16 protein-coding genes and 1 pseudogene are annotated in these 23,511 nt (G+C 40.7%); 7 read left to right on the top strand and 10 right to left on the bottom strand.

Annotated features, from left to right (window positions below; translation table 11 throughout):
- Positions 1-50 precede the first annotated feature (50 nt).
- Positions 51-2,705, bottom strand: a complete 2,655-nt coding sequence (locus CV014_RS19855; protein ID WP_236143602.1) for a two-partner secretion domain-containing protein — start codon at positions 2,703-2,705, stop codon at positions 51-53.
- 192 nt (positions 2,706-2,897) lie between these two features.
- Between CV014_RS19855 and CV014_RS19850 the strand changes: the two genes are divergently transcribed.
- The gene (locus tag CV014_RS19850) at positions 2,898-3,221 is read left to right on the top strand and encodes a low molecular weight protein tyrosine phosphatase family protein (RefSeq protein ID WP_236143601.1); all 324 of its coding nucleotides are present in this window, start codon (positions 2,898-2,900) and stop codon (positions 3,219-3,221) included.
- Positions 3,222-3,367: 146 nt separating this feature from the next.
- Here CV014_RS19850 and CV014_RS19845 read toward each other — a convergent pair whose 3' ends face one another.
- Together CV014_RS19845 and CV014_RS19840 are read right to left on the bottom strand one after the other, a co-directional pair.
- Positions 3,368-3,811, bottom strand: coding sequence for a hypothetical protein (locus CV014_RS19845; protein WP_236143600.1), 444 nt, complete (start codon positions 3,809-3,811; stop codon positions 3,368-3,370).
- A gap of 234 nt (positions 3,812-4,045) precedes the next feature.
- Positions 4,046-6,604, bottom strand: coding sequence for a penicillin acylase family protein (locus CV014_RS19840; protein WP_442946926.1), 2,559 nt, complete (start codon positions 6,602-6,604; stop codon positions 4,046-4,048).
- Between the two features lie 475 nt (positions 6,605-7,079).
- On the opposite strand from CV014_RS19840, the gene CV014_RS19835 reads away from it, so the two are divergent.
- Both CV014_RS19835 and CV014_RS19830 read left to right on the top strand, forming a co-directional pair.
- The gene (locus tag CV014_RS19835) at positions 7,080-10,187 is read left to right on the top strand and encodes a plasmid replication protein, CyRepA1 family (RefSeq protein WP_236143599.1); all 3,108 of its coding nucleotides are present in this window, start codon (positions 7,080-7,082) and stop codon (positions 10,185-10,187) included.
- A 230-nt stretch (positions 10,188-10,417) separates the two neighbouring features.
- Positions 10,418-11,093, top strand: a pseudogene (locus CV014_RS19830) (rhomboid family intramembrane serine protease).
- Between the two features lie 298 nt (positions 11,094-11,391).
- On the opposite strand, the gene CV014_RS19825 reads toward CV014_RS19830, so the two are convergent.
- From CV014_RS19825 to CV014_RS19815, 3 genes are all read right to left on the bottom strand, one after another.
- On the bottom strand, positions 11,392-13,569 hold the full coding sequence (locus CV014_RS19825; RefSeq protein ID WP_236143598.1) for a GumC family protein: 2,178 nt from the start codon (positions 13,567-13,569) through the stop codon (positions 11,392-11,394).
- 159 nt (positions 13,570-13,728) lie between these two features.
- Positions 13,729-15,060, bottom strand: a complete 1,332-nt coding sequence (locus CV014_RS19820; protein ID WP_236143597.1) for a polysaccharide biosynthesis/export family protein — start codon at positions 15,058-15,060, stop codon at positions 13,729-13,731.
- Between the two features lie 61 nt (positions 15,061-15,121).
- Entirely contained in the window at positions 15,122-15,853 is a 732-nt protein-coding gene (locus CV014_RS19815) for a cyanoexosortase B system-associated protein (RefSeq protein WP_236143596.1), read from the bottom strand.
- A gap of 75 nt (positions 15,854-15,928) precedes the next feature.
- Between CV014_RS19815 and CV014_RS19810 the strand changes: the two genes are divergently transcribed.
- The gene (locus CV014_RS19810) at positions 15,929-16,090 is read left to right on the top strand and encodes a hypothetical protein (RefSeq protein ID WP_236143595.1); all 162 of its coding nucleotides are present in this window, start codon (positions 15,929-15,931) and stop codon (positions 16,088-16,090) included.
- Positions 16,091-16,111: 21 nt separating this feature from the next.
- On the opposite strand, the gene crtB is transcribed toward CV014_RS19810, so the two are convergent.
- Positions 16,112-17,020: a cyanoexosortase B gene (gene crtB, locus CV014_RS19805; RefSeq protein ID WP_236143594.1), complete on the bottom strand. Its 909-nt coding sequence runs from the start codon at positions 17,018-17,020 to the stop codon at positions 16,112-16,114.
- 147 nt (positions 17,021-17,167) lie between these two features.
- Complete coding sequence (locus CV014_RS19800; RefSeq protein ID WP_236143593.1) at positions 17,168-18,325, bottom strand: DegT/DnrJ/EryC1/StrS family aminotransferase; 1,158 nt, start codon at positions 18,323-18,325, stop codon at positions 17,168-17,170.
- A gap of 750 nt (positions 18,326-19,075) precedes the next feature.
- On the opposite strand from CV014_RS19800, the gene CV014_RS19795 reads away from it, so the two are divergent.
- From CV014_RS19795 to CV014_RS19785, 3 genes are all read left to right on the top strand, one after another.
- A complete protein-coding gene (locus CV014_RS19795; protein ID WP_236143616.1) occupies positions 19,076-20,632 on the top strand; it encodes a GAF domain-containing sensor histidine kinase in 1,557 nt (518 codons plus the stop codon).
- Positions 20,633-20,879: 247 nt separating this feature from the next.
- The gene (locus tag CV014_RS19790; protein WP_236143592.1) at positions 20,880-22,301 is read left to right on the top strand and encodes an IctB family putative bicarbonate transporter; all 1,422 of its coding nucleotides are present in this window, start codon (positions 20,880-20,882) and stop codon (positions 22,299-22,301) included.
- A gap of 190 nt (positions 22,302-22,491) precedes the next feature.
- Complete coding sequence (locus CV014_RS19785; protein WP_236143591.1) at positions 22,492-22,653, top strand: hypothetical protein; 162 nt, start codon at positions 22,492-22,494, stop codon at positions 22,651-22,653.
- Here the strand turns inward: CV014_RS19785 and CV014_RS19780 are convergent.
- Both CV014_RS19780 and smpB read right to left on the bottom strand, forming a co-directional pair.
- Positions 22,637-22,921: a WGxxGxxG family protein gene (locus CV014_RS19780; RefSeq protein WP_236143590.1), complete on the bottom strand. Its 285-nt coding sequence runs from the start codon at positions 22,919-22,921 to the stop codon at positions 22,637-22,639. The genes CV014_RS19785 and CV014_RS19780 overlap by 17 nt on opposite strands.
- A gap of 322 nt (positions 22,922-23,243) precedes the next feature.
- On the bottom strand, positions 23,244-23,511 hold a 268-nt coding region (smpB, locus tag CV014_RS19775; protein WP_236143589.1), incomplete at its 5' end, for an SsrA-binding protein.

Below are 23,511 nucleotides of genomic sequence, written 5' to 3'. Positions count from 1 at the left end.
CTTAGCACCGACTAAACGCCGCGCTACCGCTAACAGCACTCTTTTGGTCTTTAGTGTGAGTGCAAGCTTGTCTTCGAGACTTCCGCACAAGTTAGTGATGGTGGCGAATTCATCGAAGATTTATCGGCAATTAATTCAATTTTGCCTTGGTGATTACGATGCCAAGATGTAGCTTGCACCGGAACTTCTGTTGATTTGGCAATTGGAGCTTCTACTTGTTGTCTTGTGCGGAATCGAGAGATATCACGCGTATCAGACCAAGTGCGATCGCTCCTAATATCCTCACTAGGATTTTTGGGAACACCACCCCTTCCTATGGCCACAAAACTACTATCAGTGCTAGCAGCACAACCACTAGTGATTTTTTGGGACGGATCGGTGAAATTTTCTGGTAGTTCTATTACACCAAAGTTCGAGTCAACACCAGTATTATGAATTTGCACAGTACCATTGACGTTAAACTGAGAGCTAGCGGTAATGTCATTTGTGACAACTTCTCTAGGATTCAACAGATTGCGATATTGCAAGCCAATGATTCCCTGAGTTGTAATCTGAATATTGCCACCCCTTCCTTTCACTGCATTGGCAATAATGTCACTGTTTTCTAAACCGACAATATTAGGAGCGTTAATTGTAATATTACCCCCATTACCACCTGCTTCTGCACTGATGTAACTGCCATTACGCATCAGTAAGAGATCACGGACTTGCAGGTCAATATTACCGCCTTCCCCTGTATTGGCTTCAGAATAAAGTTTGCTGGCTTGATCTAGATTCAGATAATTAGCCCGGATGAGCATATTACCAGCGTCTCCTGTCCCTTTGCCGCTAACTACAATTTCGCCGCGATCGCCAAGACTCAATTTCTCTGTGGTCAGATTTACCGAACCCGCAACACCAGGGCCTGTAGAAGAAGCATACAACCCACTAGGGCCAGTAGCATCCAGGGAGTAGAGCAATTGACCACTCGGCAGTTGACTGACACCTGCAATATTAATGGAATTAGCTTGAATGGAAATATTTCCGGCTTGACCGTAGGTTTCAGTTGAGGTAGAAATTCTGCCTCCGTCAAGTAAGTTGAGCTTACCAACATTAAAAGTAATGTTGCCACCTTGTCCCTTACCCAGACTAATCAGTTGTTCAGTCGTAAAATCATAGTTACCATTGGTGGAGGCAAAAAATCTGCTAGACACACCAGTCGAAGAACTACCAGCCACGGTTACTTCATCAGCATTCACAATAATGTCCCCCGATATACCCTCGCCATAAGTACCTGTACGAATACCAGGGCCATTTAAAACCTCTAATTTACCGACATTGAGAATGATATCTCCACCCCTACCTGTGGCGTATTCACGGATGCTGGTACTCATCCCTGTCAAAAATGCAGGTTCACCTGTGGCAGTCTCACCTGTGATACTCAAGTTATTGGCTGTCACGATAATATTGCCACCATCACCAGTACCTCTAGCGGTAGCACGCAATTCAGCCCCGTCTCGAATGTTGACTTGTGCGGCATCAATGACGACATCACCCCCCCGACCTTGGGAACCATTCATTGTATTTGCCGCTAAGGTACTCACACTAAATCGCTGTTTTGTCGGTGTATAGATGGCTTCCCCAATCACGTTGACAACTGTACTCTTGACTGTAATATTGCCCGAATCACCTATTCCATAAGCACGGGTGTTAATTTGCGCGCCATTCAAAACATTGAGAATGGGTGTTTCAATGGTCACATCACCGCCCCTTCCCCTAGCTGTTGGTTGGGAGTAAGCTGCAATTGTAGTGTTAGAGAGGGCTGGCTGACCGATTAATTCCAAGGATTCGGAAGCTTTGATGAGAATACCTTGCCCTGAGCTTGTGCCTAAAGTGTGGGACGTGATACTTGAAGAACCAGACAGAGTAATTTTTTGTCCGTGGAGAGCGATCGCACCACCTTGGTTTCCACTCGTATCAACCCTGGCTGCATTACTAAAGTTGATATTTTGGAACTGATTCACACCATTCAAATTTAAGCTAAATCCAGTAGTGTTTGTTGACAGTCCTACGAGATTATTTGCTGCGACACTGGCTAATTCTACTCTGCCATCGCGAGCAGTAATGCTACTCTGATCAAAAGTTAAGTTGTTCCCTACCAGTGTAAATGTATTTTTTGCTGGGACTGCTAATTTTGCCCCATAAACGTTAATTGAGGCAGGATTACTGCCCATTTGCAAGCCAATTGGCACGCTGATAGTTAACAATGTGTTGGCATTGGGATTCACTACACTAAACTCAGCACCATCAGCAAATTTGATGCTATTAGCAGTTGTGCCAAAAAATGAACCACCAATGTTTAAGCTGGCCTTGGCATCAAAAATAATTCCGGCTGGGTTGAGTAAAAATAAATTGGCAGTACCATTAGCCCTAATTACACCATTAATTTGAGAAACATTCCCGCCAGTTACCCGACTAAAAATATTTTGAATATCAGTAGCATTGTCGAATAATACAGAGCCGTTGCTGGGAATAGAGAATTGGCTGAAGCTATGAAATAAATTATTGCCAACACGAGTGCCATTAGTAATTGTGTAATTATCAATACCTTTAACAGTAGTTCCGAGAGTATTATCAGAATTGACTTGAGCTTGAACACTAACGTTGTAACTGACAGATATGAAAATTGCGCCAATGAAGCTAAATCCAGCAAAACTTACTTTCATCAACCTACCTCTAATTTTCTACCCTGTATATATTTTTCCCAATTAAGTATTTTTTTAAACATTGCTATAGCCAGTAGTTTAAGTTTTAGGAAAAACTTCACAGTTAAACCGTTCCGCTTCAATTACCTGCGTAATATAAGGTTGATGCCAGTATGTTTAATCATCGAATCAAATTCCTATATAATTTAATTAATGAAAAAACTGTTATTTATTTGTAGTCAAAATCGATTGCGAAGCCCTACGGCGGAAGCTGTATTTGCTGAGTACGAAGGCATAGAAACAGATTCCGCAGGTTTGGATCACTATGCAGAAGTACCACTATCTACAGAGGCTATTGAGTGGGCTGATATTATTTTTGTCATGGAAAAATCACATAAAATTAAACTAGCACAAAAATTTCAGCCATTCTTAAAAAATAAGAGAGTTATCTGTTTAGATATCCCAGACGAATTTGAATATATGGATGCTAAATTAATTGAGATTTTGAAGAAGAAGGTAATAAAAATAATCACGTGATACAGTGATTATGGGGTAAAAGAATATTTTCAAATTTCCCCAATCCCCAATCCCCAATCCCCAATCCCTAATCCCTAACTAATAAAAACACCCCAGTCTCTCTAAGAAACTGGGGATGAGAAGTATTATAAAGACGAATACAATGTCTATTTAGCACCGCAGTAGGTATTAATTTCTTTGACAATTGTACTTTCGTCAACACTACTCTTTTGTAAGCTGACTAAAAAGCGATTAGCATCACGGATATTCTTTTTATCTATAGCCGCAGCAGCATCATTTAAACCTTTGCTGATATCTTGATAGAGTGTGAGAAAGCGTCCCTGAAAACCTTTTAATTGTTCATCACTAACTGTCACAGCTTTCATTTCTGTGCCAATCCCATCTATCTTAGTAGCAAGTTCAGTTAAGCCTTTAGACCCCTTGGAAGAATTGGGATTTTTGCCAAATTGTTGACCTAATGTTGCTGCTTTGTTAGCTACTGTGATCACTTTATTACATTGGGCAACTTTGCTTTCTCCGCATCCCGCAAATAATACTGCGATCGCAGCTACAAGAGAAAGCGTAGCAGTTTTTTTCAGCGTAAGTGACATATGTTGTGATTTCTCCAGCAATATTTCCGTAAAAATGGGCATATAAAACAATGAGTTTACAAAAATATAAGTCAACGCTAGTTTAGCTTCTGACTTTTTTAGCCCTGTTACTTTATACTTCATTCTTTTTCAGAGGTGTATGGAATTACACTGAAATCGAAAAAAGTTAAATTAGATATACATCTTCCGAGATGGTTTTTCCGTAGATGAGAGAAAAAACTTTACTCACGGAAATTAATCGCTGGATTTTGGTGTTAATCTTAATGTTGCTGTCACTTGGGTTGCAATGGTTTTTTGCTCCCAAAGCATGGGGTGATATTTGAGATTGCGCCAAGGCTCAATCATATCAGCATAGTGTTTATGGAAAGCGTGACCAGACTGTCCAGGTGTATGAATAGCTAAAGAATTATCCAAATTACTTAAATCGACAATCATGCGTAGTGAAGGAATATCAGTCACTTCAAATGATTCATTTGCTCGCCAACGGTTAGCATTCACTGTTTCGCCGTTTCCGGCTGTACTGAAAGCACCGCGATTAAATATAGATTCAATCAAAGCCACACCAGATTTTCCCAAGGTGGCGTTACGAAATGTAATGCTGTGTAACTCACCCCAATTCCAAGCTTGCGGGTTTTTCCCTTGAATAGTTTCTAATTCCTCCACAGCTGCTGTAAAAGCTTGCTGGAAAATTTGATCGCGGGTTTCTACCTGGGCAGTTTTAGTATTATCCCACCATTTACTATTAGGCTGTTGGATGAGATTTTGCAAAACAGCATACCAGCGATCGCCCCCACTCGGAAAGTAGTCTAGAGGTAATTGATCATGAAATGTTGCAGCTAGCAAATGTTTATAAAATACTTCAAATAAAGCCGCCGCCGATGATGTCATGTCTAGTTGAAAATTCCAGTCTTGTATCAGTTTTTGAGCAGCTTTTAATCTAGAATCATCAAAAGTCAGATTTTGCAGCAATGGCACTAAATTACGGGCATTTAAATTGAGATTGTCACCCTGAATTTTCTCCACATCTTTTACAGCTATCGGCTGATTTTGTTTTTCGATCATCTCTACAATGCGCTGGGCGCGATAGCCATAAACCCAATCTGTAGTAATTACATAAGGATATTCTTGAGCAACTAAATTATTAGCAGTAGCTATATAACCTTGGGGTGGATTAAAGCTATAAGGTAACTTTTCAAAGTCTATATAACCTTGCCATTCATATTCATCAGTCCAACCAGGAACAGGGTAGCGTCCATTTCCTTGAGTGCGAATCGGGAATTTTCCTGGCATTTGATAACCGATATTACCATCAACATCGGCATAGACTAAATTTTGTGCAGGCACATCAAAATTAATAGCAGCAGCGCGGAATTCTTGCCAATTTTGAGCGCGATTCATTTGCGGAATTGAGTAGACTAATTTTGTCGGTTCTAATGCTGTCCACCGCAAAGCTACAACATAGTTTTGGGGTAATTTGATTGCTTGATGAAACTGTTTTAAATTAGGTGCAACGTCAGAAAGAATCGGCCCATGTCTAGTGTAGCGGACTGTATGGACAAGGGGTTGACTACCAGCAATTTGAATAGTCTCTGGCACGAGTTTCATGTCTACCCACTTACCATTAACTTCATATTGATTGGGGTTATCGGGATTGATTTTCTCTATATATAGATCCATCACATCGGATTGTACATTAGTCACACCCCACGCAATGCGATCGCTATGTCCAACAATTACTCCCAACATCCCTGCAAAGGAAAACCCCGTCACATTGTAAGGACATTCAGTATTTTTGGTGGTGCAATGTAAACCCACCTCATACCAAATTGAAGGCATTTGCACCGCTAAATGGGGATCATTCGCCAATATCGGTTTACCTGTAGCTGTACGTTTACCCCCAATTACCCAATTATTTGAACCAATACCAACTCCAGTTTCCCCAATGAGTTTTTCTAATGCCAACATGGGTTGAGTCATAGCTTCTAAAGTCGGCGCAATTTCTGAGACATCAGTAATTACAGGTTTGTGAGTTACTTTTGGGGTGGTTTTTCCTGTTTGCCACTCCGGCAAAATCACAGGCAAATCTTGGGGGTAGGCGGGAAAAAGTTCTTCGACTTGTTCAGGTGTGAGGGTTTTTAGTAAGATAGTACGTTCAATTTCACTTTGAAAATTTCTGCCCAAATCGTAAGCCATCACCTTACCCCAAGTCAGGGAATGGAGAATTTCCCAAGGTGCGACTTGATAGCCAGGATTGAGTAATTTTAATACCGCATATTCTAGACTTAATGCACTGCCTTGATGGGTTTGCAGATAGGCCTTTACACCATCAGCATAGGCTTGCAAATCAGCTTTCATCTGTGCATCCATTGACTGGATTTCTTGTTGCGCCACCCTTGCCCAGCCTAAAGTTCGCAGATATTTATCGGTATCTAATTGCGAAGCACCAAACATTTCTGCTAATCTACCAGAACCAATATGCCGCCATAAATCCATTTGCCAAAATCTGTCTTGGGCATGGATGTAACCCTGCGCCATAAATAAGTCGTGGGAGTTAGCTGCATAAATATGAGGTACACCCCATTGATCCCGTTGCACTCTCACTTCTGCTTTTATACCAGAAATGGCGATCGCTCCATTTTCTACAGGAAAAGAACGCCGAATTGTATAACCCAAAAAAGATACTAACAATAACCCCAGCACTAACACTAAAACAACAAATATTTTCAGTAATTTAGATAACCGACGTTTGCGGATGTTTTTCATGTCTGGGTTGTTAGTAAAATCCTGCGACATTATACCGTTTGTCGCGGCTCATTTTTTCTGTTGATTTTTGAGTAAGATATATGACTTAGCTAATTTACTAATACTGACAATAAAATCGTTTTCTGATATCAATTCCTGTTGGATTATCTGATTTTTCCTCAGTATATTGATATATTTTCCTGTATCTGAAGAATATATATAGGGATTGCGATCGCTTATCTAAATATCTTGACAAACTTTGATTGACAAAGCTTATAAGTTCGTGGTACTCAAACTCTTAATGTAATAATACTGAAAAATATAATTTAATAGTAATAATTAATACAATACAAGCTTATTACTTCAGCACCACATTCTCATAAAATGCCTCAGTATGGGAATCACCGATGTATTTCGGGCAACGAAGTAATAAAAATATCATCAAATACTTATGAAAATCGCTAAGAAAAAACAAGAAAGGCGTGCTAAGTTTTAAATCCATCCTTATTCCGTTCGCGGTTGCCCCATGTATCTGCCAGACTTACATCCACAACACCTTGAAGAATTAGTCAAGCGTAGTGGTATAGATTTAGACTTGACACAACTAAATTTCCAGTCTCTCCAAGGCGCAGCAGCCTACGAATATCTCTTAATTTCCGAACATCTCCCCCGCACTAACACAGGAATGGTGACAAGTGGTTGGTTACAACGCTACAGTCATGTCACCGCAGGTGGTTGGTGGTGTTCGGGTTTAGATCCTCTCCATCATTGGAAAGCAATGGAGTGGGGTTGTTTTAAACCCAACCAACCACGCACCAATCAAAATGGTAAAACCATCAAATACGAACATCCCCCCAGCACACCTACAAGGATATTTTGCCTGCGGGTGACGGGGAATATTTGGCAGCAAGTCGCCCAACGTTACAATATTCTCATGCCTAGCCATACCACCAGCAATGAACAAGGTGAAGCCGTCGGGTTTTGGCAATGGGTATTAGAAAATCAAATACCCATCATCATCTGTGAGGGAGTCAAAAAAGCCGCCACCCTCTTAACGCAAGGCTATGCAGCCATAGCTGTACCAGGAATTACCAGTGGCTATCGGGTTGTCAAAGATAAATTTGGCAAAGTTATCAACCGTCAACTGATTCCCGATTTAGCTGTATTTGCACAGATGCAACGAACTGTATATATTTGTTTTGATTTTGAAACTCAACCGCAAAAAGTAGCAGCCGTTAGCAATGCAATTACCCAATTGGGTTGTTTATTCCAAGAACAAAAATGTCCCGTTAAAGTTATTACCCTACCGGGGCCAGAAAAAGGCGTTGATGATTTGATCATAGCTAAAGGTGCGATCGCCTTTGAAAAAGCCTATCGTCGGAGTCTAGATTTAGAAATTTATCTCGCTGAAATTAAACCCCATACAGAACTAACTATTCCCCCGACATTAACTATCAACCGTCCCTACTTAGGCGAAATAGCTTTTCCTACCTCTGGACTAGTGGGAGTCAAATCAGCTAAAGGTACAGGTAAAACTACTGCGCTACAAACAGTAGTCCAACAAGCTAAAACTAGAAATCAGCCCGTATTATTAATCACCCATCGGATTCAATTAGGCAAATTCCTCTGTGAAAAAGTCGGGATCAAGTGGGGATTAGGTAATCATGAAAATCTCGCAAGTAATGATGATGATTTATCTCCTCAAAATCATTCTCTAGGTTTATGTATTGATTCTATTTGGAAGCTTGACCCAGAAAACTGGCAAGGTGGCATCATAATTTTAGATGAAGTAGAGCAATCTTTATGGCATTTGCTCAATAGCAGCACTTGCAAACATAAGCGTGTCAAAATTTTAAAGTTATTCCAGGAATTAATTGCTACCGTAGTATCAACTGGCGGTTTAGTGATTGCCCAAGATGCTGATTTATCAGATGTTTCCTTAGATTATTTACAAAGTTTAGCAGGCTGTAAAATCACACCGTGGATATTAGTCAATCAATGGCAACCCCAACGTGGTTGGGATGTGACATTTTATGATTCTCCTAACCCCATACCATTAATTCAGCAATTAGAGTTAGATTTATTAGCAGGGCGTAAATGTTACGTTACCACCGATAGCCGTGCTGGTAGATATAGTTGCGAAACTATTGAGCGTTATCTGAAAGAACGTTTAGAAAAACTCCGTTATCAGTTTCCTAAAACTTTAGTAATTAATAGTCAAACAACTAACACTCCAGGTCATGCGGCTGTTGATTTTGTCCCAGCCATCAATCAAAAAATTACTGAATATGCAACTGTATTTGTTACCCCCAGTTTAGGCACAGGTATTAGTATTGATGTCCAACACTTTGATAGAGTCTATGGCATTTTTCAAGGAGTAATTCCTGATGCAGAAGCACGACAAGCATTAGCTAGAGTTAGAGATAATGTACCGCGCATTGTTTGGTGTGCTAAACGGGGAATTGGTTTAATTGGTAGCGGTAGCACCAACTATCGTTTATTGTCTAATTGGTATCAAGAAAATCAAAAAGAAAACCTCGCCTTACTTAGCCCTTTACATAAAATAGATGTTGATTTACCTCTGGTTTATGACCCTGTGCATTTGCGTACCTGGGCTAAATTATCAGCCAGAGTCAATGCTTCTCTTCGTCTCTATCGCCAAGCCATGCAAGAAGGCTTAACTAACGATGGTCATCAAATCCGGCTCAGGAGTAATGCAATACATAATAATATAGTTAGAGATTTAAGATTAGCTTTCTTAGCAACCGATCCTCAAGATTTAGCAACTCGGAGAAGATTAGTTTTAGAAATTGTTAAAGTTCAAAAAGAATGGTCAGAAAAACGCCAAAAAGGTAAAGAAATTAAGCGGCAAATTAGAAAAATTAAACAAGAGAATCAACTAGCAGGCGCAATTAATGTTGCTAATGCTAAAGATATTGATTATGTAGAGCATGAGCAGCTAGCTTCCCAACATTCTCTCACTGATGCCGAACGCTATCAAATTCAAAAATATCATCTCAAACAACGCTACGGTATTCCTATCACCCCATTACTAAAAGTTAAGGATGATCAAGGATACTATTCTCAATTATTAATTCACTATTATCTAACCCATGAAAGTGAATACTTCCATCTGAGAGATCAACAAGAATGGTATCAACAATTGTCGTTAGGTGATGGCAAAGTTTTTCTCCCAGATTTAAAAACCTACACCGTGAAAATAGAGGCGATGAGAGCCTTGGGGATATTGCAATTTCTTGAAAGTGATGCCAAATTTACAGAGGATGACCCGAAGTTAATCTGGTTGAGGGACATAGTATTTCAACACAGTAAACACATTAAAAGAGTGTTAGGTATTGACTTCATCAGAGTCAAAAATAGTATAACAGGGATAAAAATCCTCAGTCGGTTGTTAAACTTATTAGGGTTGAAATTGCAGCGTATCCATGATTTTTACCAAATTGATGTAGATACCCTGAATGATGGTAGAGAGCAAATATTTACTATCTGGCATCAGAGAGACGAATTGATATTAGCTCACACCAGACAAATAGGAAATAACCACACCGATAATTTCGCTAATTGGCAACAATCAAAAATCGTAAGTTCTCCTGTTTCGGTGATGTATAAGTAGAACAAGGTAAATAATGACAGGTTTGTAGTGTACCCCTCTGGAGAAGCAAGCTACGCGAACAGAAAAGGACTAAAGTCCTTACTACGAACTTAATCCTAATTGTGGTGTAGGAGTTGCAAGCATTTTCACCTATGTGTATTTATCTGGAAAATGCGTTAATGATAGTGTGGTAATACATAGGCTCTGAATTCGAGTTATATTGCAATTAGTAACCATTAGGAAAAACACCTGTGTTTCCACTCTACGACGACAACCCGACCCGCATCACACCGTATTTTACTTACGGTTTAATTGGGATGAACGTTCTAATTTTCCTGCATGAATTGAGTTTGTCGAATGAGCAGTTGAATCTTTTTTTTTAATCAATATGCAGTAGTCCCACAAGAATTAACCACTAATTTAGCTGGGGAGTGGACAACTTTATTTACCTCCCAATTTTTACACGGGGGGTGGTGGCACTTAATTTCTAATATGGTTTTTCTTTGGGTATTTGGTAATAATATCGAAGACCGTCTTGGTCATTTCAAATACCTCATTTTTTATTTAACTTGTGGTGCTTTAGCTGCTGCGTCTCAGTGGTTCATTGGGATGTCTTCAACTATCCCTTCCTTGGGGGCTAGCGGTGCAATTTCGGGAGTATTAGGTGCGTATCTCATCCGCTTTCCCCATGCTAGAGTAACAACTTTGCTTTTCTTAGGTTTTTTCGTAACTACAATCAGCATTCCAGCCATGATATTGATTGGGGTTTTCTTCGTTCAAAATGTCATCTCTGGATTAGTTAGCCTACAAACTGCTGCTAATATGAGTGTTGAAACAGGTGGAGTTGCCTACTGGGCGCACATTGGCGGCTTTGTGTTTGGGATGATTCTCGCACCTTTATTTGGGCTATTTAAACGTGATTATTGAGAAAAAGGCAAAAGGCAAAAGTAAAAAGTTAAAAGATAAGAGTTTCTTACTTTTTACTTTCGCCTTTTTTTAATTCCTATTGACTATTGACTATTGACCTTTTTTGAATTCAAAATGCAAAATTTAAGATTCAACATGAACAATAAAAATAATTTTGAATTAATTAATTTTGGGTTTAAAGATCCCCCTAAATTGAAAATTTAGCGGTCTTCAATGAGTGGTGGCTTGAACCCACCACTCATTGTCTTTAATTTTGAATTTTGAATTTTGAATTTTGAATTGGAGCGAAGCGACTTGACTATTGACTATTTGCACCAACAGAAACTTCTGTTGCTTCATCTTGAATTTCAGGTTCTTCTGTAGATACAGACTCCACTGAAGGAGGTAGGGAAATAGTGATGTCAGCACCGTTGATAATAGTTCCTACTAAACCCAGTTCAGCTTCTACTAATTGATCAACTGCTTCACCTAACATATTTTCTTGGGTGTAGTTAGGTCTTGCTACTAAGACCATGCCATCACTATAGGGTTGAATTAAGAGGGCATCATTAGATAAACTCAGGGGATGAGTGTCTAAGATAACCAAATCGTAGCGTTCCCTTACATCCTCCATCAGCCGCCGGATTTCACTCGATTCTAAGACAGCCGCAGATTGGCGTACAGGGCCAGGACTAGGAATAATGTAGAGGTTTTCCACATCGGGGACTAGGCGGATACATTCGCTTAAGCTGCCGTAATAACGCAGGGGTTCTAGATTAGCATCGGGGTCTGGGTTGACTCTGAGTGATAAACAGCGTGAAGGCGATCGCAAATCTGTTTCAATGATCAAAGTTCTCTTTCCTGCGCGAGCTGCCGCAATCCCCAGGTTATAAGCACTAGTAGTTTTACCCTCATTGCTGCTGGTGCTAGTAATTAATACTACTTTTAACTTTTGCCCACCAAAGCGGCGCAGGTTACTACGTAGCTTTTCATAAAACTCTAAATACACAGACTCAGCAGATAACACTACGGGTATACCTTCTGGTGGTAAATCATCCACAGGCATTAAAGGTATTTCTCCCAACAAAGCAACTTCCCGTTGTTTGAGGCTGTCGCGGATATCTTCTCTGGTGCGGAATGTGCCTTCGAGAGAACCCAATAAGAAAATGATCCCCCCACCAACTACAAAACCCAAGAACCCACCCACTGCCAAAGTTAAGACTACACTCTTAGGTTTCTTGGCATCAGCAATCACGGTGATGGCTCTGGCAACACTAAAACTACTGACTGTTTCCGCTTCGGCTGTTCTAGCATCAGTCAGTTTAGCCTGCATTTGATCAAACACAGCCTTTTTAAGTGCCACTTCCTGTTCTAAACGCGATCGCTCTAGCTGTTTGTTGGGTATTTGGGAATACTCCTGACGCAGTTGCAGTTCTTCCCGGACTTGTTGTGCTAATTGTTGCTGTAGGGTTTCCCGTTGGGTTTGCAAAGCCACCATCTGGTTTGCTAACTGTTGTCTGGCCGGATCGAGGTTACTTTGAGCGCGGATACCTGTGATATTTCCCGCCAAAGGTGCGGCTGTACCACCCCCACCAACCACCTCTGCGGCGCGTTGTTGCAGTAATTCCTCAGTGGCTTGTTTTTGTCGCGTTAACTGGATCATGGTGGGATGTTCCGGCCGCAGATCCTTACGCAGCAGAGCTATTTGTGATTCAGTTTGATAAAGTTGTGTCCGTAAATCACCGATAATCGGGTCAGCACTTAAAGCCGAAGAAACGTAAGCCTGATTAACATTTAACCCTAACTTCTCTTGGAGACTACGAAGTTGGGCATCAATCCCAGTAATGGTTTGTTGAATGATTCTTTGTTGGTTTTGACTGTTGGTGACAGCACTTAATAAACTGCCATTTTCTGCTGCCAATATGGCGGGACGTTCCCGACGGTCATATATTTCTAGTTTCTTTTCAGCCGCTTGTAGTTCTCCTTTAGCTTGTGGGATGCGTTCATTAACTTTTTCAATAATGGCTCTTAAACGCGTTGTATTGACATCGCTACTGTACTGGATCATCCCATCCATCAAAGCCTTGACAATTTCTTGAGCGCGTTTAGGGTCAGTATCTCGATATTTGAGTTCAATGATATTCGAGTCTAATTTCCCAGTTCTAGCGTTTCTTTTTGGTAACTTGAGGTCTACGCTACTAGCCAAAACTTTAGGTTTGATACCCACCGTTGTCGAGACGCTTTCAATTAGCTGGTCTGAGAGCAGAGATGTTGCATCTAGTTCTTTACCCTGTTCTTGAATTTCGCTACCAGTTGTAGAAAAAGACACAGGCGGGCCGGAATAGGTTAATGCGCTGTCAGCTATGTAGTTTGGTGGTGGCTCCGGCTGGATAGCCACTACTGTTGACCCCGCCACAATTAAGGCAAAACTGGCTAGTCCAACCCATTTGTATTTTTCAAAAGCAATAATGTAACGCTTAACAATTGGTGGGGTCATAACAGAAACATAGGTAAACAGACGATAGTTAATTGAATCGGCGATCGCTAGTTGTCATTGTAGTTACTAGTTATTATTCATGATGAATGATTCATTAGTCACCCCCGTGTTTCATTTTGCTACATTCTTGACAAACTAAACATATTAAACAACGTCTTCCTAATTACCACCACCAAAATTATTAAAGAAATTGAGGAACGAACGCACGTTGAAAAATGGCTGAGTAATAGTGCTAAGGAAGTTAGTAATACGTCCAATCAGGTTGCGTCCTACAACAATCACATCATTATCTTGCAGTGGCACATTTTGAGAAACATCACCACTCAAGGCTTTTTTCGCATCTAATGATTGAGTGACAGCTCTACCTCGTTCTGGGTCAAAGCGAATTAAAGCCATATCCCGCAGATTTGCCGTATCCAGGTTAATTCCACCCAAAGCATCTACAAAGTTACTACCATTAGGCAGAGTTTGTGTCACAAGTCCCCCAGCCGCATAATTTAAGACTCTGACTCTAATTTGTGGTGTAGCTAAGGAAGAACGAGAGACTAAAAGGCGGTCATAACCATCATCTGTACCAATTTCTCGTTTCGGCACAATAATTGCATCCCCATCTTGCAGACGTAAACTAGGTAATGAACCATCGTTTTGCAATGTGCCGTATAAATCAATATTTTGTGCGATCGTTGAACCATCTGTCAGGCGACGACGCACCTGTATTTGACGCAAGTCAGCAGCAATACTAGAACCACCAGCCAATAACAAAGCATCAGCTACACGGGGTAAAGCAGCAGAAACATTGTAAATACCTGGACGAAATACTTCCCCACTAATAGTCACCTGTACAGGACGAGGAGTAGCCAAGGATACTACTAATGAAGGATCGACTATAATGCGGCTCAAACTCAAACGAATCTTTTCCTGTGCTTCTTCTAAACTTAAGCCTTGCACAGAAACCGTACCAATTTGCGGCACTACAATATTGCCTTCTGGACTAACTTGAGCTTGAAAACTCAAATCTGGACGCGCCGACGCTAAAGATAAAACTACAACAGGATTAATTACATAACGATTGAGTAAAGAACGAATTCTCTCTTGTGCCTCTTGTAGAGTTAAACCTTGCAGTGGCACTGTTTCTAATAGTGGAACAATGATATTACCTTCTGGGTTAATTGCTGCTTGAAAGCTTAAATCTGGGAAACGTTGCACAATTACACTGACTACATCTCCACTTCCCAAACGATAGGGGCCAGGAGGACGTTCAAAGGTCACGTTAATGACATCCCCAGGCCCCAACAAATAACGATTGAATTGAGGTGCAATTTCATTACTACTGCTAGCTGGTGTTGTCTCCCTATCTGGTGGTGGAGAAGGGAATTTAAATGGTAACTCCTCTGAAGGTGGTGTTGGTGCTTGAGCAAAAACAGGCTGAAAAATATTTAAGAAAACCCATACTTGAAAAGTTAAACAAAATAGGGCGTTAAATACACGCATATCACCGATATTAAAAATGAACGTTACTGACTTGAGAGTAGATTGCCAGGAGTAATTATACTTACTTGGTAGTATTGAAAACCCCAGTCATTAGTGTAGATTGTACTGTTTCACCAATAGACTGCGCTAAAGGCCAAGTAGTTTCCACCTGACCCAAAGGTTCCATCGGCACAAGAATACTGACAGCAACCCAAGGTTGACGCTGCTTTTGCCATTGTGCTAACTGATCTGCTAAAAACCAACGAAACGGAGTGTAATATCCACTCTGCGGTAAAGCATACCATTGTAAAACCGCAAAGGTATCTTGATTGGTAGAAACGCGGAAAAACTGAGCCTCTACTGTCGTTTCTGTATTTCCCCCTGGAGATGATTTTTTCACAACAAACCTAGCCGAACGTTCTTGTGCTATGTCCCATTTTCCCCAGCGTCCCTTACCCCAGCCGTTAACATCTGTCCATTCAATTTCCGGTTGGTCTTTGGGGCCATTTTGTGGCAATAACAACAAAATGGCCTTACTTTGTGTACTTTCTTGTTGAAGTACCTGTAAAGACCATTTATGTTCACCTATTTGCTGTTCTACTTGTTCAACGGTTTTCCACCCAGGCAAAGTTAAACCCTGACTACGTATCTTTTTGATTAAGTTGAGATTAGTAACAGGTGGAGGTTCTTTCCATTGCCATTTGCCTGTGATGTAACCTGGTACTGCTCCTGTTACTAGTAGTAGAAGCAACAGTAACAGCACCATAAAATGAGGCAAATACTTGTATTTGAAAAGTTTAGATAAGGAAAGCATCAGTAAAAATTGCTATATTCAAGCAAAATTTTACCTGAAAGAATGACACTGTAGGTTCAGTGGAATTAAGGGTTAATGGGGATTGGGGACTGGGGACTGGGGATTGGGTATTGGGTATTGGGGACTGGGAAAGCAGGGGAAGAAAAACTTCAATCATTACTCATTACTCATTACTCATTACTCATTACTCATTACTCATTACTCAGCACTCCCTTGTCTCCCTTCCCTGATCTTTAAACTTAGACAATGAAATATTTCTTAATCAGAAGTCGCTGACTCTTCTAATTCTGGTTGAATTTCCGGTGGTGGTGAGAGTAATTGATCTAGCCAATTCAACAGAGGTACTAGAGAAAGTAACATGAGAGCTGAATATAGGTCGCCTCCCCAACTATCATGCAGCCATGTAAAAGCACCTTCTTTGCCAGTGCCGTGAAAGAAACTGAGTAAGGTGTTACGAATAATATTGGCAATGACACTGATCACCATTGCCATTGATAAAAACCAAACTGTTACCCGACGTGAAGCTAAAGCCCCTGTCCAATACAACAACATCAAACTGACATAGATTGTTGTAAAGAGCATTTTCAAGCCTGCACAGTAGGGCGCAACCTCTACAATTTTGCCGCCAACGTAAATGTTAATACCGTCTACAACTACTTCCATACCAAATTGATTGAGAATGAAACCTGCTGTAGTAGCGATAAAACTCTGTAGAGGAAAGGTGTAAGGTGCTATTAGGTAAGGTACTGCTGTAGGAGTTGCTAGTAATACGAGAATTAAAGAAAATCCCTGCAATCTGATGCCAGAAAAACCTTTAAACCATAAACATAGACCTGCAAGTATGGTGGGTAAAGATAAATTCACCCACTCTGTTACTCCACTTAAGTAAAAAATTCCGCCAATTACTAATAAAAATATACCCAAAGGATGAGATTTATTAGTTAAGCGTTGCCATTGTTTTCGCTTTTGCCAAGTCAAATAAGCAGCAAATGGTAGACCAATTAAACCATGACTAAAATATTCATGTTCAATACTGATAGTTTTGTGTAACCATCCATCTACCCAATGCAGTAGGATAGGCGCGTATAGCAACACCAATATCCCAAAAATTCCTATACCTAGTAATAGGTTTGCGTCTCTGTTTTTAATTTGTTGTTGAAGTGCCATAATTATCAGCAATTCAATTGATACTTTCTTTCTCAGTATCCTAACTTGAAAGTCAAGAAATGGGAAATGGGAAATGGGAAATGGGCATGGGGCATTGGGCATCGGGCATGAAGATTAATCTTTTCCCTAATGACTAATGACTAATGACTATTGACTATTGACTTTATTCTCAATTGTGACGAACTTGTTAATAGCTGCTACCACTTCTCTGGCTTGACTATGACTCAAGCCTGGATACATCGGTAAGGATAATATTTGTTGTGCTAGTTTTTCCGCCTGGGGAAAGTCTCCTTTTTGATAGCCTAGATAAGTAAAAGCTGGTTGGAGATGACAAGGAATTGGGTAGTGAATACCTGTTTGAATTCCTGCTTGGGTGAGTTCTGTTTGGAGTTGCTGACGGTCTACAGGGCAATTATCATCAACCTTGACGACGTAAAGATGATAAATATGACCGTCGCCACCTTGGTTGTGCATAGGAACAATACCAGCTGCCGCTAAGGATGCTAGTTCTAAATCATATTGTTGGGCAATGGTGAGGCGATCGCGATTCCATTGTGATAAATGTGGTAACTTCGCTAGTAAAATAGCCGCTTGGATGGTGTCTAAACGGCTATTTGTACCCATTTCAATATGCACGTACTTTTGCGATGAACCATAATTTCTGATTCGAGCCGCTTTTTTGGCTATTTCTGCATCGCGTGTCACCAGCATTCCCCCATCTCCCAACGCCCCTAAGTTCTTGCTGGGGTAAAAACTAAAGGCTGCGGCTGTACCTACGGAACCCGCTTGATATCCATCTCTATGGGCTAGATGTGCTTGGGCTGCATCTTCAAAAATTAATACCTTGTATGTTTCAGCAAAATCTAATAGCTGCTTGGGTGATACCATCTGACCATACAAATGAACGGGGATAATGGCTTTAGTCTGAGGTGTGACGGCTTTGGCTGCTGCTTCTAAGTCAATTAAAGCTGTTTGGGGATCACAATCTACAAGTACGGGTTTTGCTCCCGCCTGTAGAACTCCTATCAGGGTGGCGACAAAGGTATTGACTGGTAAGAGGACTTCATCCCCTGATTTGATGTTACAGGCTTGCAAACCTAGAGCGATCGCATCAGTCCCCGATGCTACTCCTACCCCATATTCTGCCCCTGATGCTTGGGCAAATGCTTTTTCAAATTCTGTGACAGCTTTTCCTAAGATAAAATCGCCTTGCTGCAAGATTGTCTCAACTGCTTGCTGGATTTCCTGTTTAACCACATCATGCTGCCATTTTAAATCCACAAAGGGGATGATCTGATCAGTCATTGTTAGTTCACCTCTCCATCAAATGTAACGGTTTTTTTAAAGATTTACAGACATCACAGTAAAAATACTTGCTTACTATATAGTTTACTGGTGATTTTTTACTATAACAGTTGTCGCATACAGAGATCACCTGAGACTTTGAGCAGCAATTTATCCTGCTGGGGAATGGTGATTTACAGTTGCCAAATATCTCGTGTCAATACTTATAATTAAGCAGATTTTATTCCAGCTTTAATCTGTTATTTCACCGAGAAGAGTTATGATGACTATTTATGGTAATTCACGCGAAATTTATATAAGTAGCAATTTACTAATTCATCCAAAATTTTTTCTCAAGATAAAAAACGCTTTACTACCCTAATTGACCAGTCATCTTTATGAGTCACTATTCATACTTTAGTCTTGATTCAAAATGGTTTGCAGCCACTAGAAGTCATATCAATGAGTTTGGTATCATCACCATATTGATGATGAGAAAACTGATTCAATTGTGAATTATTTACCCTCTCTGTATTCCTACGGTTAGGATACCCTGATTAAACTGTAAACTAACGCTACCTGCTAGTTGTAACTTCACAATAGATGAGTTACACAATTACGTAGATGATTTTACAGCCGAATAAAAAATTTTTGTCTTTAGTTTGTTTGTCGGCAGCTAAATTGGGGAATGCTTAAGAATAGTAAATCATAACCCAGCAAAAGTGGTTATATAAATTACAGTATCGAGCAATGATTAAGGTAGCGGTGGGAATGGTAGAGCCGGATAACAAATTATTAGTCCCTAGAGATGGTTGGGCTGCTCAAGACACAAGAGAACAGCAACGTCTCAAAGCGTTGTCAGAATTAGGTTTAAGACAACCAGAAACCATACCAGTTTTTGAAGAAGCCACTCAAACGGCAGCACATTTTTTAGAAGCACCAATTTCTGTTTTAGGATTTATCGATCAAGAACGTCATTGGTTCAAATCTGCCGTCGGCTTATCCAGACTAGGTTTAATGAATAGTTTGGCGCAGAATCGTCAGTTGTTGCGGGGCGAGTCTTTTTGTACCCAGGTGGTAGACACTCTGCAAACTATTGTGATTAATGATACGCAAAATATTACGGACACTGCACTGTTAAACAGCAAGTTAGTGCAGGAATATGGTATCCGTGCTTATCTGGGCGCGCCATTGATTGATGCTACTGGTAATTGCTTGGGTGCATTAGCAGTCATGGATCTATTGCCACGTAATTTTACGCATCGCGATGTTGAATTTTTACAGATTATTGCTCGTTGGAGCATGAGTGAATTTGAGCGTAACCGACTCCTATTCTTGGGACAAACAGAAAAATCACTCTCAAATACTGCCAGTTCTTTGTCACTGACTCAAGAGAATAATACGGTATCTAAAGTTACAATTACCAGTTTAGAAAAAGAACCTCACGAAACTAAGCAGATCAAATTAGAACTTTTAGCCCAATTAACCCAAGAATTACGCACGCCTTTGACATCTGTATTAGGCATGGCTAGTGTTTTAGGGCGAGAGATTTACGGGCCCTTAACAAATAAACAAAGAGAATATGTAGATATCATTCAACACAGTGGTCGTTACTTACTGTCTTTAGTGAATGAAATTACCGAATTAGGAGCGATGGATGAAAACGCTACTACCATCAATTTAGCTCCTGTAGATATAGAAATGCTCTGTCAACAGGCGATTAATACTTTAGAAGAAGTAGCTAATCGTCGTGATCAAGATATCCGTTTGTCAATTGAACCAGGACGCGGACGGATTTGGCCTTTAGACAAAGATAAAGTCCGGCAAATATTATATCACCTGATTTTTAGTGTGATTCAAATGTCTGCTACTGGGAGTATTGTTCGTATTCATGTGTCTTACAAAGAAAATACGCTCAATATTACTGTGTGGGCTTCTCATCCCTGGCTAGGAGATGGGATTACGGAAGTCGATCCTTATTTCCGCCTCAATTCACTGTCTCTGATGGAGTTGACTGGAGAAGCCGCACCCTACGGACTGCATCTAGAAAATCATGAGGAAATGACCAGTTTACCCGTGACACTGGAGAAATTGCAAACCCTAGAGAGCGATCGCAATGATATTTTGGGTATAGATTCCGAGGAGAATGTCATCCCAGGAAAAAGTAATTTATCGCGGGAAAGTTTAGGTTTATTACTGAGTCGCCAGTTAGCAGAGTTACACGGTGGACAAATTGCCATCCAAGGCTCACCCCAATCAGGCCATCGTTATGTACTAACTGTACCCTTGCAAATGAATAGTTCTGCGGAAAACAACGATATTGCCTAAAAGATTATTTTGGATTTTAGATTGACAGCCAAGATACTAAGCTATTGTAGAAGCACAAAATCATAGTACCTATCCCCATTTGGTATAATATGACGGCAAAAGCAGAAAGAAAGTTTTTCTGGCGTTTGTCGATGCTGAAGAATTAACAATAGTTAATTATTGATGGCTAAATGACTCATCACCTAAGCCGCATTATGATCAAGTCCTAAGTGTTAATATGGCTTGCTAATTGATCATAGTGGATTTTATGAATTTAGTCTGGCAAAGGTTGACTTTATCGTATTTACCACCAAAACAATATCTTTCCACTAGTTATATACATCGGTTGTTAGTGGGATTGTTGTTTTCTTGGCGGGAAGCTAGTGTGTTACTTCAGTGGGGCGATGTGATTGCAGCCGCCTTGTTGAGTCTTGTGTATGCACTTGCGCCTTTTGTGTCTAGCACTCTTGTTGGTGTATTGTTAATAGCCTGCGTAGGTTTTTGGCTATTGATGACTTTAGCTGATCAACCAACATCGTTAGCTAATTCCCTAGTGACTCCAATTCATCTGTTGGTCTTGCTTTATTGGGGAGTTGCCGTAGTGGCTACAGCACTATCACCCGTCAAAAAAGCCGCAATAACGGATTTAGCGACCTTAACGCTTTATTTGTTACTATTCGCCTTATGTGCTAGGGTATTGCGATCGCCTCGAATCAGGTCTGTAATTATTACCATCTACTTACACGCAGCACTGATTGTGAGTGTATATGGTTTGCGGCAATGGCGCTATGGTGCAGCCCAACTAGCCACTTGGGTAGATCCAGAGTCCCCCCTATCTAAAACCACTAGGGTTTATAGTTACTTAGGTAATCCTAACTTATTAGCTGGTTATCTTGTCCCATCTGTAGTTTTTAGTCTGGTAGCTATTTTTGTTTGGCAAGGCTGGGTTAGAAAATCTCTAGCATTAACTATGCTAATTGTCAATACACTCTGCCTCGTTTTAACTTATAGCCGTGGTGGTTGGATTGGGTTACTGGTGGCAATTTTGGCGACGAGTGCTTTGTTGGTCTACTGGTGGAGTGTACAAATGCCCCCCTTTTGGCGTACATGGTCACTGGTCATACTCTTCGGAAGTTTGTTTTTTCTATTGTTATTCGCAGTTGTGTTTGTAGAACCAGTCCGCCTGCGGGTGTTTAGCATTTTTGCCGATCGCCAAGATAGCAGTAATAACTTCCGTCGTAATGTTTGGGATGCTGTATTTGAAATGATCGGCGATCGCCCGATCATTGGTATTGGCCCAGGTCACAATTCCTTTAACAAAATCTATCCTCTCTACCAACGCCCTCGCTATAGTGCTTTGAGTGCCTATTCCATTTTCCTAGAGGTAGCTGTAGAAACTGGTTTTGTCGGTCTTGCCTGTTTTCTCTGGCTAATCATTGTCACCTTTAATACAGCCTTATTACAATTACGTCGCTTAAGGCAATCTAGTAATTTAGAAGGATTTTGGTTAATTGGAGCATTTGCCACTCTTTTAGGAATGTTGGCGCACGGCACAGTAGACACAATTTGGTTTCGTCCTGAAGTCAATACTCTCTGGTGGTTGATGGTCGCCTTAATTGCTAGCTACTGGACACCATTAACCCAAGACCAAACTCTAGCAGCTAATTCGCCTCAAGCAACTGCCGACTAAGGGACTTCCAACTAAAAAAATATACAATCGCTTTAGCGAGCAGGGGGAGCAGGGGAAGCAGGGGAAGCAGGGGGAGAAAGAATCTTCTCATCGTCTTTGCTATCAACATTGGATAATTTATTTTCTGGAAGTCCCTAAAAAATATCTCAGGAGTTGGGTGAACAGAGGAGGGTGGAGAGGAAGAATATCATTGATTATCTCCGCTCTCAGTTCATCAAAATCAGTGCTGTTAGTGGAAGTGCGCCGTTTAGTCGGTGCTGAGTATTTTTCTGACTCAATCATTTTGAAACATGAGTGGGTGGTGTTTGAACTCAGCACTCAGCACTCAGCACTTTTCATTCTCTATAGCTAGTAGCTCCTGGAGCATTAGGATCACGATAGCGAGTTGGCTCATCGTGCTGTTTTCTTCCTGCTAACCCAGCTAAACCCAACAAACCAATTAAACCCAACCAACCCCAATCAAAATCGTTACGGTCATTGTAAGTTGTGGTTCTGGGAACATTATCCACTCTCGGATTAGTAGTATTAACTTGAGCTTGAGCAGGTAGACTTAAAGGCAAAATAGCCATACTAAGGGTTAGAAAGCCAGCCCCAACAACTGCGGTAAAATCACGTTTCATATACACCAGTCCCTCATAGCTTCTAAAGTTACCCACCACTGTAACGATTCCTCCATTTCCCAAAATCAATCTACAGCTATAAACAGGTGTTTGTAGCACTCACGCTGAAGACGTATGGAAGAGGGATTGGGGATTGGGGACTTATCAATTCAAAATTCAAAATTCAAAATTCAAAATTAAAGAAGGATTGGGGACTGGGGACAAGTAGACAAGGTAGACAAGGTAGACAAGGTAGGAGATGAGAAAAACTGTTCCCTGTTCCCTGTTCCCTGTTCCCTGTTCTCTAATGACTATTGACTATTGACTATTGACTATTGACTCCCTAATAATTTTTCATCGCCCTTTGTATATCACGCTGATCTTGTCGGCGTTTGAGGTCTTCTCGCTTGTCGTGGAGCTTTTTACCTTTACCAAGGGCAATACTAATTTTGACCCAACCCCTTTTGAGGTACATTTTTAAAGGTACTAACGTCAAACCCTGTTGTTCTACTTTACCGATGAGTTTGCGAATTTCTTGGCGATGGAGTAACAACTTGCGGGTACGTCGCGGCTCATGGTTAAAATACTGACCACTGGCGGTATAAGGAGAA

It is taken from the genome of Nostoc sp. CMAA1605 (assembly GCF_021596505.1).
GTDB lineage: Bacteria > Cyanobacteriota > Cyanobacteriia > Cyanobacteriales > Nostocaceae > Trichormus.
Note: the sequence above shows the minus strand (reverse complement) of the source record. Positions and strands in the feature narration are given on the sequence as shown.